The following is a 12,036-nucleotide window of genomic DNA, read 5'->3' on the forward strand; positions in this document are numbered from 1 at the left end:
TTTCCCAGATCAAAATATTTCACTTACTGATAAAAGTATGAAAATGACCGATAAAAGTCTAGAAGTCACTGATAAACGTGTGAAAGTCACCGATAAAAGCTTAAAACCCTCGGATAAATGATTGGAGTCGGCCGTCAAAAAGGAGACCTATATGCCTTGTCTGTTAGTTGTTTAGTCTGCTTCTTAAGAAAACAGGTTCGATGATATCATCAAGCGGCTGACCTATCGTTCTTGTGGTAATTTTGAGTCTTACACCATCCTGTAGTTTTTTCAATATAACCTGTTCTACAACTTTAGAAGGAGAGAAAATCATCCCCTAGATAGAAAATTTTAAAAATTATTGCAAATGGGTAGATATTTATTTCGGAACCCGATATATTTAATATTACGTTAAAAAATAAGAAGGAGGGAAACCTTTGGATACGTTTAAAAAACTAAAGGCCTTTTACTGGCCGTATCGAAAATATTTCTTTTGGTCCTTGTTTTCATTATTCTTCGTGACCATCATTACTGTCGTCTATCCAATCGTGTTGAAGGTGACCATCGATGATGTCGTTCTCGCTGAAGAGTACAGTCTCATTCCTTATATATGTACCGCATTTATCGCACTCATGATCATCAAAGGGTTCGCTACATATTACCATCAGTATTTAGGGGACTTCTTCGGAATCCGTTCCGTATTTACGATGCGTGACGAGTTGTACAAAAAGCTGCAGCGTCTTCCTTTCCGCTATTATGACAATGCGAAGACAGGAGATTTGATGTCGAGACTTACGGCAGATGTGGAAGGATTCCGTTTCTTCCTTTCCTTTGGATTTTCGGAACTGATCCGCATCTTCCTTTTGATTGTGATCAGCTTGAGCGTGATGTTTTATTTCTCCGTACCCCTCGCCCTTGTCACAATGGCCGCCATGCCGTTTTTAGCCCTTGTGGTGTACCGGTTCGATCGTAAAGTCCACCCGGCCTTCCGGAAGATTCGGAAATCCTTCGGGAAGCTGAATACAAGAGTGCAGGAAAATATCAGCGGGATGAATACGGTTAAATCTCTTTCGAGAGAGGAGTTTGAGATCGGACGCTTTTCGAACAGAAGTGAAGATTACCGTACCAAGTTCATTACAACATCCAACATATGGGCCCGCTACTTCCCATTGATGGAGTTTATCGGCAACGTATCCGTTGTAGCTCTGCTGGCTTACGGGGGCTCCATGGTTATGAACAATACGATGCAGTTAGGTGAACTGGTCGCCTTCTTTAGTCTTGTCTGGTATATCCTTGGTCCTTTGATGAACTTAGGTTTCGTCATTAACCTTTTCTCACAGGCAAAAGCTTCTGGGGAACGGTTACTGGAAATTTTAGAGGCAGAAGAAGAAATTAGTGAGAAGGATACAGCGATTCATCAAGATCGTTTACAAGGTCATGTGACATTCAATGATGTCACTCTCACGTACGTTGAAGATGACGATTCTGCATTGAAGGATATAAGTTTTGATGCACCTCCTGGCAAAACGATCGGACTGATCGGAGCTACGGGATCAGGAAAAACGAGTATCACTCAATTGATCACCCGTTTTTACGAACCGGAAAAAGGGGAAGTTCTCGTCGATGGGCGCCCGGTCCAGGAGTATGGCTTGAAAAGTCTGCGCAAGAATATCGGCTTTGTCTTACAGGAGTCTTTCCTTTTCTCAACGACCATTAAAGAAAACATCGCTTATGGAAATCCCGACGCGACGATTGAAGATGTCATCGATGCCGCCAAGAGGGCCCAGGCTCATGAGTTTATCATGGAGATGCCTGAAGGCTATGACACCCTTTTAGGGGAGCGTGGCATGGGTCTTTCCGGAGGTCAAAAGCAACGGATTGCCATAGCCCGGGCAATTCTTATTGATCCAGCGATCCTCGTGTTGGATGATGCAACGTCTGCTGTTGATATGGAAACAGAGTTCAAGATTCAAAAAGCGTTGCAGGAAGTGATGAGAGGTCGGACGACATTCATCATTGCCCACCGTATTTCTTCATTGAAACATGCTGATGAAATCATCGTACTTGAAGACGGTGCCGTCAAGGAACGTGGCGTGCATGAAGACCTTCTTACAAATGGAGGACCTTATCAACGAATTTACGATATTCAATATCAGGACAAAGAGAAAATTTTAAAGACATCTAATATTTCATAAAAGGAGGGAGACCATGGCTCGCAAACCCAAGCATGAACCAGAAACGAGCACCCATTTGAATCGATTTAAATATACGCAGGACCAGGCGATTGAGAAGCCGTTCAACTGGGCTCAAATGTGGCGGCTGCTCAAGTACTTGAAGCCCTATGCCAAAACATTGCTGCCTGTTGCGATCATTGCGATGCTCGTATCCACGATCGTGAGACTGGTTGTTCCCGTTTTAATTGGTCAAGTAGCCATCAACATGGCGATTGCTGATGGGAACACCAATCTATTGATCCAACTTGTGGTTGGAATTGCCATCATGTATTTACTCAGCTATATCGGCAATGCACTTAGAATTAAATATGTGAACATTCTCGGTCAGAATGTGATCTATGACTTGAGGCAGCATTTATTTTCCCACGTCCAACGACTTTCGCATAAGTTTTTTGACTCAAGGTCCGCAGGTTCCATCCTCGTCCGGATCATGAACGACATTAACTCCCTGCAGGAATTGTTCACGAATGGGATCATCAACCTGCTGATGGACGTGGTCATGTTGACAGGAATTGTCGTCATTCTTTTAGTCTTCAGTCCAAAACTTGCCCTGGCAATTCTAGTCATTCTGCCGATCATGTTCTATATCTCGACGAAGCTGCGTCGTAACATTCGCCGCTCCTGGCAGAATGTACGGATTCAACAATCGAGGCTGAATTCACATTTGAATGAGAGCCTCCAGGGGATTCGCATAACTCAATCTTTTTCTCAGGAAAAAGAAAACATAGAGTACTTTAATGGTGTGAATACCGATAACTTCGAATCCTGGAACACAGCATCAAGGAAAAGTGCCATGTTCCGTCCATTTGTAGAAATGAGCAATGCGGTTGGAACGGTCATCCTAGTCGCGTATGGTGCTCACTTAATCCTGGAGTCCAGTATCCTGGTAGGGGACTTCGTCATGTTCGCTTTCTTCCTTGGTATGTTCTGGGAGCCGATTTCCCGTTTAGGACAGATGTATAACCAGCTCCTGATGGCTATGGCTGCTTCTGAGAGGATTTTTGAATTCCTGGATGAGGAACCAAATGTGGAGGAGAAGAAAGATGCCATTGAGCTGAAAGACATGAGGGGCCATATTGAATTTGATCATGTCCAATTCGCCTACGATTCTAAACGCATCGCCCTTCATGACATCAACCTCGAAATGAAAGAAGGGGAGACCGTCGCTCTTGTCGGTCATACAGGGTCCGGAAAGTCGACAATCGCGAACTTAATCAGTCGTTTCTACGATCCGACCAAGGGAGCAGTCAAAATCGACGGGGTCGACCTGAAGAATGCTACGATTGATAGTGTCCGTCAGCAGATTAGTGTGGTTCTGCAGGATACGTTCATCTTCTCAGGTACAATTATGGAAAACATCCGTTTCGGACGCCCGGATGCTTCTGATGAAGATGTCATGGAAGCGGCAAAAGTGGTTGGAGCCGATGATTTTATCCAACGTCTTAATAACGGTTATGAAACAGAAGTCGAAGAGCGGGGAAATATCCTTTCTGCCGGTGAGCGACAGCTCCTGTCCTTTGCCCGTGCGCTGCTTGCCAACCCAAGAATTCTCATTTTGGATGAGGCAACGGCAAGTATCGATACAGAAACCGAACTTAAAATTCAGCAGGCGCTTCGCAAACTGCTGAAAGGACGAACAGCAATCATGATTGCCCACCGCTTGTCCACGATACGAGAAGCAGACAACATTTTCGTCCTTGAAAATGGACGCATCCTGGAACAAGGTTCACATGATGAACTGATGGATCAGGAAGGTGAGTACTACGACCTTGTAAAAGCCCAGTTCCAAATGCTTGATGCTATATAATACTTCAAAAAGACACCGGTTAGCGGTGTCTTTTTTTGTTCAACTAAATGGCAGGATTGTTGAAGACTCAGTTTCGAGACTTTTGTGTGGTTCTAGGAGCTCCGGGAAAAGGTTCGCTTTCCATGGGGCGGGCGGTGAGCCTCCTCAGGCTACGCCTTCCGGGGTCTCACCTGTCCCACACGTCCCATAGGAGTCTCACCGTTTCCCTCCGCCCCTTTGCCACGGAATAGATTCTCGAAACCAACACTAAAAGGGCAGCTCTTATGATTTTGATAGGCAGATTATAGAACCCCTGCACTTATAAATAAGGTTCTAATCCTTCCCACCTATAGGCAGGCAAAAAGGGCTTAGTATCAAGCGATTACGCATTCTAAACGTCCATTGGATAGAGTACATATTATCCATTTCCTATAAACATATAAGCTAATTTTCTAAGTAGTGTTTTCGAGAATCTTCCTTGGCAAAGGGGCGGAGGGGAATGGCGAGACTCCTGCGGGAAAAAAGGGCAGGGTGAGACCCCACAGGACGCAGTCCGAGGAGGCTCACCGCGCTCCCGCGGAAAGCGAGCTATTCCCCGCAGCCCCCTTCCACCCACCAGAAGTCTCGAAACTGAGTCTTCAACTAAAGGGAGCTATAGTAAGAAGGAGTGTGTTTGTAATTGCTATTCTTAAGTTACATGGATGTAGCAATGGGGAAGAGGGGAAATAGGCATAATGTTCGACACTAGGAAGATGTTAGGGTAATATTTTCATATAATAGACACTTTGTGAAGGATGTCACAAAATCGTCAACAACCATCTGACCATGAACCGTTTTCAAGCTTTATACTAACGGTAGTATGACCGATTTTAGTTAGGGGGAAGAAAGATGTTTGGTTTTGAAACCGTTGAATTGAGCCGGGCGCTTACAGCTATGACACTGCTTTTCCATGCGATTTTTGCGACGCTTGGTGTCGGTGTTCCTGTACTCATATCGATTGCCGAGCTCATCGGAATTAAGAAAAAAGATCCACACTATACATTGCTTGCCCGCAGGTGGGCCCGCGGCTATACGATTACTGTAGCTGTCGGAGTAGTAACAGGTACCGCGATCGGCCTGCAGTTATCATTAATTTGGCCAAGTTTTATGCAGTTGGCAGGGAATGTCATTGCGTTGCCGCTTTTCATGGAAACGTTCGCGTTTTTCTTTGAAGCGATTTTCCTTGGCATTTATTTATATACGTGGGACCGGTTTAAGAAACCAATCTATCATTGGATCTTATCTATACCTGTGGTCATCGGTGGGACGTTGTCCGCTTTTTTCATTACCACAGTCAATTCTTTTATGAACACACCTCAGGGTTTCGAAATGGAGGATGGACGCTTTACAGCGGTTGACCCAATAGCAGCAATGTTCAACCCTGCCACCCCGACGAAAGTGTTTCACGTGATATCCTCTTCCTATTTAACAGCCGCTGCTGTACTTGCAGGTATTGCGGCCTTCATTATTCTCGTGAAAAAAGGGTCGTTATATCATAAAAAAGCGTTGAAGCTTACGGTTACGATGACGTTTCTATTTGCGATTCTGACAGCTGTTGCCGGCGACTTTTCTGCTAAATTCCTTGCTGAATACCAGCCGGAAAAATTGGCAGCAGGGGAGTGGCATTTTGAAACAGAGGAAGGGGCGGACCTAGTTGTCTTTGGTACGCTGAATGAGAACAATGAAGTAGAAAATGCGATTCGGATCCCGAATGCGTTGAGTTTCCTTGCTCACGGCGACTTTAATGCAGAGGTTGAAGGGTTAAATGAAACACCGGAAGAGGAACGGCCGCCTCTATGGATCCACTACATGTTCGACCTCATGGTCAGCATCGGATTCTACACACTCGGCATTTCACTTCTATTCCTCATTTTTTGGAAGTTTAAAAGATGGAACGAATACAACCCGCTCCTTTTATGGGGCATTGTAGCTACAGGTCCTCTGACCATGTTTGCGATTGAGTTTGGCTGGATTTATGCAGAAGTAGGTCGCCAACCATGGATTTTACGTGGATTCATGACCGTTGCAGAAGGTGCGACAACCTCTCCGTATGTATTTTCGATGTTCATTCTTTTCGCGGCGGTGTACCTCGTACTCGCTATGGGATGTCTTATGACTTTACGGAAAATCTTCAAAGGAAAACCGGCTGAATTGGAATTGGAACACCGTTATCCTCAGACAGCCGCTGCAAGCAGGGAGGGTGACTCATGAGTTATGAATTGATAGGAATTACCGTTCTCTGGCTCTTTCTTTATGGATATTTGATCGTTGCTTCCGTTGACTTCGGTGCTGGTTTCTTTGCCTATTATGCACGATTGACGAAGAAAGACCATTTGATCAATCAGCTGATTTCCCGGTATTTATCCCCTGTGTGGGAAGTGACCAACGTCTTCTTTGTCTTCTTTTTTGTAGGACTCGTTGGGTTTTTTCCGGATATGGCCTACTATTTTGGACAAACGCTTTTGATTCCTGGCAGTATCGCTATTGTCCTGCTCGCGATCAGAGGATCCTTTTATGCATTTGAAAACTATGGCTCGAAAGATAATTCTCTTTATATGTTCCTGTATGGAGCGACAGGTTTGCTCATCCCGGCATCTCTTTCTACGGCGTTAACGATATCCGAAGGTGGATATATTGAAGAGACGGCTAATGGTGTCCAACTCCTTTATGGAGAATTAATCTCAAGTCCATATTCCTGGAGTGTTGTTTTTCTAGCTATTGTCAGTGTCCTTTATATCAGCGCCATGTTTCTTGCCTACTATGCCAACCGGGCAGGAGATCAACCGGCGCTTGAAATCCTTAGAAAATACGCGTTATTCTGGAGTTCTCCAACGATCATTGCCAGTCTTACGACATTCATAGCACTCAGTCAGCAGAATATGGATCATTTTCAAAGAGCCATTGAATTATGGTGGGTATTCGGAATCTCGGTAGCCTTTTTCATGATTGCTGTCTTTCTCGTCTATCAAGGGAAGTATTATGGATGGGCCTTTATTGCTGTTATGATTCAATTTTTCATCGCCTTCTTCGGATATGGAGCCTCTCATTTACCGTATTTGCTTTATCCTTACGTTACCATTACCAGTGGCGTAACCAACGATTCTATGGCTATCGCTTTAGTGATCGTTTTTATTGCAGGACTGTTATTGTTGATCCCATCACTCTTCCTGTTAATGAGACTTTTCCTTTTCGATGCAGACTATATAAAAGGGAAAAAATAAACGTACGATATGAAAAGCGTAGAGTCTACGGACTCTATGCTTTTTGTTTTAAAAAAAGTGTTCTTTTGAAACAAAATCGATTTCGTATCGTATAAGGTTCCTATAACCGGTTTTAGTAGAGAACTCAAATCCTAATGAAAAGGAGATGCTCTTATGATGCTTTATGGACCTTTCCTCATATCTTTAGTACCAGGAATCATAGGATTAACACTCTCGTGGTTGTTCAGTAAAAAGGGCTTTTCCCTATGGGGCAGGATGTTACCCGGAAGCTTGTTAACAATTGCTGCTGCCATACTTTTTTATCACGGTTATGTTAACATAAGGGGCTTTGAAGGCGCAGTCTATGGCATTCTTGGTTTCTTTTTCATCATTTATGCTCTCCCATCTTTTATAATAGGAGCAAAAATGAAAAGCTCTGAAAGAAAAATGAACGGGTGACCCCATCGATTTCAGGTCCTCATGAGAAAGGGCAGGGATCGATCTTTAAGGAATAGCGGCATCCTTGGGTGATCTCATAAGAATATAGAGATTTCATATGTTGTGATAGGGTGAATGTGATAAAATAAAGCATAGAATTTGCGAGACAGTTGGGGGTAGACGTATGAAAAAAGAATTCGCCGTCATCGGTCTCGGCCGGTTCGGGGGCAGCATCTGCCGTGAATTGAGCCGTGAGGGCATGGAAGTACTTGCTCTTGACCTTGATGAAGATAAAGTAAACGAATATCGGGATATTGCTTCACATGCCGTCATAGCTGATTCAACCGATGAGTATGTACTGAAGGAGCTTGGGTTCCGTAACATCGATCATGTCATTGTAGCCATAGGGGACAATATCCAGGCCAGCATGCTGACGACATTGATTCTAAAGGAAATGGGCATCAAAATGATTACGGTAAAGGCCCAAAATGATTACCATGAAAAAATTCTCAATAAAATAGGAGCCGATCAAGTCGTTCACCCGGAACGTGATATGGGGAAACGAATCGCTCATAACATCATCTCGAATAACATTCTTGACTACATCGAGCTTTCTGATGACCATAGTGTCGTGGAGGTGAAAGCTGGAAGCAAAATGGGTGGTCAAACCCTGGTGGATCTTGATATCCGTGCAGAGTATGGATGTAACGTCGTTGCGATTAAACGGGACAAGGATGTAATTGTCTCCCCAATGGCAACGGAAGAAATTAAAGAAAGTGATGTGCTGATCGTCATTGGTGCGGATAAAGATATCAGTCGTTTTGAAAAGAACCTGGTATTGGAGGATTAGGCCGTGGCTCCTGCCAAAATCAATAGACAAAGAAAAGGAAGAGGACGCAGTGTACCGATGGCGTCTTCTTCCTTTTTTTATCATCTTATATGGAGAATTCATTTGGATTATTCATATAGACTTCTTATTCCCAGGGATGTCTTAATCCCATGAGATGAGAAAGAGTCTCTTTGGATTATGATACATAAAATAAGAACGCTCAATTCCTCTCATTCGGAGGCGAGTGGATTAGGTTCTCTTTTTACCACAGCATCCGCCACGTGGACGAACGGTTTTACTGGAAGATGTGTTAATGACAATGGGTTGGTTGGAAGCTCTCATAAAAGGCTTGTTTTGAACTTGTCTTTTCACATTTCTGGCTTTCACGTTTACCTCTCCTTAACCTTGATAGTTTATTATAATCAAAAAAGGTTGAATGGGAAGGGCAGGTGTTTATTCTATGGAAAAAGGGTGTTCGTCATAAGTAAAATTTTTAATGGAATAACATTTTATCGTTGGAGGGCTGGTTTTATAGGAGATAATCAGCATTTTAACCTCCTCATCCGGATGATTCTTTAGATCATAAAAGGAAGGAACTGGTGCTGTGGTTGGGTGAGAGTGATAAACGCCCAGCACCGTCTGATTGATTGCTGTTATTCTCTCTAATGTCTCTTCGACGACCTTCTTACTCACATAAAAGCGATGAGGCGACTTCCATTCATTTTCTAACGGCCATAACTTTTGAATATCGCTGGGAACTTCACCACTGAGTAGACCACACGTTTCATACGGGAGAGCTTCAGAACCTTGGCGAATCATCTGATCATATAAGTCCTTCAGGATTTTCATATCAGCTGTTCCACCGCTGGAAAATAGAAAGCAGGGATCGTTCCTTTTTCTTCATGGATTCATTACTGGAAGGAAGGTTTGAATGATCCTTGGTTTCTATTTGATTATTTTCACTGTTCGATTCATTTCTCATTATACGTGGTTTCTGTGCTTCTGCATGGTAAATGGCCATTTGTGCAGATTCAGGTTTCATCAATTGAAATTGTATATTCGTTTTCTTTGTGGTCTTCTCTTTGTTTATTCCGACGTGGGCGGTTTCTTTATCGTTTTTTTTTGAGTTTGCCTTTATCGTTGTCTGCTGGTTGAAGTCGAACTGAGGGTTGACGTAAGTTTTTGATTTTCCAGCTTTGGCTCTCGTCGGTTTAGGAAACGATGAGGGGCCTTGGAAGCCCTGTGTATTGCCAGAGTAGTTTTGCTGGTAGGACGTATAGGGATGTTGGTGACTCATTGGCTGATGGTAATCATTTCGTTGTGGTGAGATCCTCTTTGATTGAAGCATATTTTGAAGCTTCCGAAAATCGGAGGTTTGAACTTTTCCTTTTTGCTTCACAGGGTGTTCAGCAACAGGGATTTCTTTCTGATGCTCAACGGTTTGCATTTGCTGCTTCAACTGCTGGATTTCCTGAGTCAAACGAGTGACTTCGTTCACTTCCTCTGCTTTTTTAGCAGACCCTTGATTATCCATGAAACGATTCATTTTCTCCATTAAATCATGAACTTGAAGACGGTCCATTTTCTCTTTAATAAAGTCGATGTCTTTTTGCAATCCGTTCACCGTTTCCTTCACGGATTGTATTTGAGCAGCGAGTTGTTGGGATCTCTGCTCGGCGTTGTAATGGTATTCATCCATTTTCTTTAAAACTCCTTCTGTTTGATTCTTAGAATCATGAGATTCTTGTTTGATAAGAAGGTAGTCATCGATGACATTGGTTTTCTGTAGTGATTGCAGCATCTCTTTATAAAGCGACAATTTTTCCAGTTTAGATTCTAGTTCTTTTGAGTTGTTCGGACGTTTTTGATCCATCACTCATCACCCTTTTCAAGCACATTAATATACTATTTTTGTGTTTCCAATACGTGACATATGTGCCGGTTATTTCGTAAATTCCGCAATTGTATTCGTGTACTAATCATTGTATGCCTTGAAAAAAGGATTATTTTAGATTTTTCTTTTTATAAGGACAGTCACAGCCATCCATGTCCATGAATCTACTATAGGTGTTCGCACAAAATGCTAAAACGTACGAAATATCAGCATTTGCACTAGACCCATCGGTACATCCGTTCATATGCTACGAATGAAAGAAAAATCTTATTCGGAGGTGTTTGCATACCATGCAAGCAAAAAATCTTACTGGGGGCCAGGAGCTCCTATGTATCAACACAGAAAAAGTTTATGATTGGATTATCAATGAAGCGACTTTCGATTTGAGTGTCGATGGACTTGAACTACCGGTCGGTCCAGATGGGGCTCAGTTGACATGTGACGATATCGTCATCGATTCAGTAACATGTGAAGTGGAGCCTGTGGATGTCGAGGTTCTTGGCCGAGTCGATCAGGAACTTGTTGTCGATGGTACGTTGCTGACTTTGCAGCTTGTCAACATCCGTAAAAACTTTGAAGTGACCATTTCTGTTGAACTTACACCTGAATTAGGTGGAGGAACCGTTGAGGTTGGAAGCGCTACATTCACACGCTGTGAGCAGGTCCTTCTTTGCGCACCAGAAGGAACAGACATTGATGTGGATTATACGGACTTGAGCTGCTTCGTTTGCACAGCTTCCTGTGTAGAAAACGGAACAGAAGTCGACGAGCTTGATGTTGATGTGACTGTACGTCTATGCCAAAGCATTCAGTCCACATACGATGTCACACTTGAAATCGTAGCAGAGTTCTGCCAACCGCGTGATATTCTTCCTATCCCGCCTTGCCCGACTCCTACAATTCCACCACAATGCCCTGTATTGTTCCCAAATGTTGATGGCGACAATGGTGATGATGCTTAAGTATTAAGCATAGATTAAAAGAGAGGATCTGATCCTCTCTTTTTATTTTTGCAAAAAATGGTGAACCCTCAAACGGCGGGTCCTCCATTAATAGGAAGTCATGGAGACTAGAGGAGGTGGTCAATGTGGAGGACAACATCTCACAATGGAAGAGGAAGAATGACCAGTATCTTCAATCCATTAAAGCGAAGATTCAAGCACTAAAAAAACACCAGGCTCCATCCACGTACTGTTATTTTACATATTCTATTCATTTTTCCCACGACCCAGCTCAAGAAAGCATGCTTATTGGAAGTTTTCATATCTATAATCATCAAATGGAACCCTTCCGTAACCCCTACATCTGTCTGAAGCTTAAAGAAGCTTCCATCCTTCGCTTTTCCGGAAAATATGTTTACAAGGACTCAACCATGAAAATGCGCATGCCGGGAGCCTGGGAAAGGATGAATGAAAAATCCGATAAAGAAGAGTTTTGGTTGAAGCCAATAGAGGTGAATCAGATAGAACCTGGCAACCTCTTATCGTTTAATAATTTCCAAATGAAATGGTCACCTCAAGAGAATTATACAGAGAGCATAAAAGGTTTTACGTATGGGGATGGATTTGAAAATGGCATCGCTTCTTTGAATCAAATTCATGTTAGTGGAACGAATGTGAGGGAGGGGGAAGGCTGAG

11 protein-coding genes are annotated in these 12,036 nt (G+C 43.2%); 8 read left to right on the plus strand and 3 right to left on the minus strand.

Features of this window, described 5'->3' with window-relative positions; translation table 11 throughout:
- Nucleotides 1-416: 416 nt before the first annotated feature.
- From GLW00_RS07990 to GLW00_RS08015, 6 genes are all read left to right on the plus strand, one after another.
- Nucleotides 417-2,174: an ABC transporter ATP-binding protein gene (locus GLW00_RS07990; protein WP_160912904.1), complete on the plus strand. Its 1,758-nt coding sequence runs from the start codon at nt 417-419 to the stop codon at nt 2,172-2,174.
- Between the two features lie 13 nt (nt 2,175-2,187).
- Nucleotides 2,188-4,020: an ABC transporter ATP-binding protein gene (locus GLW00_RS07995; protein WP_160912906.1), complete on the plus strand. Its 1,833-nt coding sequence runs from the start codon at nt 2,188-2,190 to the stop codon at nt 4,018-4,020.
- Nucleotides 4,021-4,887: 867 nt separating this feature from the next.
- A complete protein-coding gene (locus tag GLW00_RS08000; protein WP_160912908.1) occupies nt 4,888-6,249 on the plus strand; it encodes a cytochrome ubiquinol oxidase subunit I in 1,362 nt (453 codons plus the stop codon).
- Nucleotides 6,246-7,259 carry a cytochrome d ubiquinol oxidase subunit II gene (locus tag GLW00_RS08005; protein WP_160912910.1) on the plus strand — a complete coding sequence of 338 codons (1,014 nt, stop codon included), beginning with the start codon at nt 6,246-6,248 and terminating at the stop codon, nt 7,257-7,259. Before GLW00_RS08000 ends, GLW00_RS08005 begins: the two co-directional genes overlap by 4 nt.
- Before the next feature lie 153 nt (nt 7,260-7,412).
- Complete coding sequence (locus tag GLW00_RS08010) at nt 7,413-7,697, plus strand: YesK family protein (protein ID WP_160912912.1); 285 nt, start codon at nt 7,413-7,415, stop codon at nt 7,695-7,697.
- A gap of 163 nt (nt 7,698-7,860) precedes the next feature.
- Entirely contained in the window at nt 7,861-8,526 is a 666-nt protein-coding gene (locus GLW00_RS08015; RefSeq protein ID WP_160912914.1) for a potassium channel family protein, read from the plus strand.
- Nucleotides 8,527-8,754: 228 nt separating this feature from the next.
- Here GLW00_RS08015 and GLW00_RS08020 read toward each other — a convergent pair whose 3' ends face one another.
- From GLW00_RS08020 to GLW00_RS08030, 3 genes are all read right to left on the minus strand, one after another.
- Nucleotides 8,755-8,892, minus strand: coding sequence for a hypothetical protein (locus GLW00_RS08020; protein WP_160912917.1), 138 nt, complete (start codon nt 8,890-8,892; stop codon nt 8,755-8,757).
- 66 nt (nt 8,893-8,958) lie between these two features.
- Complete coding sequence (locus GLW00_RS08025) at nt 8,959-9,354, minus strand: M67 family metallopeptidase (RefSeq protein WP_160912919.1); 396 nt, start codon at nt 9,352-9,354, stop codon at nt 8,959-8,961.
- A 1-nt stretch (nt 9,355) separates the two neighbouring features.
- A complete protein-coding gene (locus GLW00_RS08030; protein WP_160912920.1) occupies nt 9,356-10,378 on the minus strand; it encodes a hypothetical protein in 1,023 nt (340 codons plus the stop codon).
- Between the two features lie 311 nt (nt 10,379-10,689).
- On the opposite strand from GLW00_RS08030, the gene GLW00_RS08035 reads away from it, so the two are divergent.
- Together GLW00_RS08035 and GLW00_RS08040 are read left to right on the plus strand one after the other, a co-directional pair.
- On the plus strand, nt 10,690-11,361 hold the full coding sequence (locus tag GLW00_RS08035) for a BMQ_0737 family morphogenetic spore coat protein (protein ID WP_160912922.1): 672 nt from the start codon (nt 10,690-10,692) through the stop codon (nt 11,359-11,361).
- Between the two features lie 125 nt (nt 11,362-11,486).
- Nucleotides 11,487-12,035 (plus strand): hypothetical protein, encoded by a 549-nt coding sequence (locus tag GLW00_RS08040; protein ID WP_160912924.1) that lies wholly within the window; start codon nt 11,487-11,489, stop codon nt 12,033-12,035.
- The last annotated feature ends 1 nt before the right edge of the window (nt 12,036 follow it).

The organism is Halobacillus litoralis, assembly GCF_009856445.1.
Lineage (GTDB): Bacteria > Bacillota > Bacilli > Bacillales > Halobacillaceae > Halobacillus > Halobacillus litoralis.

Bases quoted from the DNA above. Each gene is read 5' to 3' on its own strand.
- GLW00_RS08035 (WP_160912922.1), top strand. From the start codon at position 10,690: ATGCAAGCAAAAAATCTTACTGGGGGCCAGGAGCTCCTATGTATCAAC.
- GLW00_RS08010 (WP_160912912.1), top strand. From the start codon at position 7,413: ATGATGCTTTATGGACCTTTCCTCATATCTTTAGTACCAGGAATCATA.
- GLW00_RS08005 (WP_160912910.1), top strand. From the start codon at position 6,246: ATGAGTTATGAATTGATAGGAATTACCGTTCTCTGGCTCTTTCTTTAT.
- GLW00_RS08025 (WP_160912919.1), bottom strand. From the start codon at position 9,354: ATGAAAATCCTGAAGGACTTATATGATCAGATGATTCGCCAAGGTTCT.
- GLW00_RS07995 (WP_160912906.1), top strand. From the start codon at position 2,188: ATGGCTCGCAAACCCAAGCATGAACCAGAAACGAGCACCCATTTGAAT.
- GLW00_RS08030 (WP_160912920.1), bottom strand. From the start codon at position 10,378: ATGGATCAAAAACGTCCGAACAACTCAAAAGAACTAGAATCTAAACTG.
- GLW00_RS08000 (WP_160912908.1), top strand. From the start codon at position 4,888: ATGTTTGGTTTTGAAACCGTTGAATTGAGCCGGGCGCTTACAGCTATG.
- GLW00_RS08015 (WP_160912914.1), top strand. From the start codon at position 7,861: ATGAAAAAAGAATTCGCCGTCATCGGTCTCGGCCGGTTCGGGGGCAGC.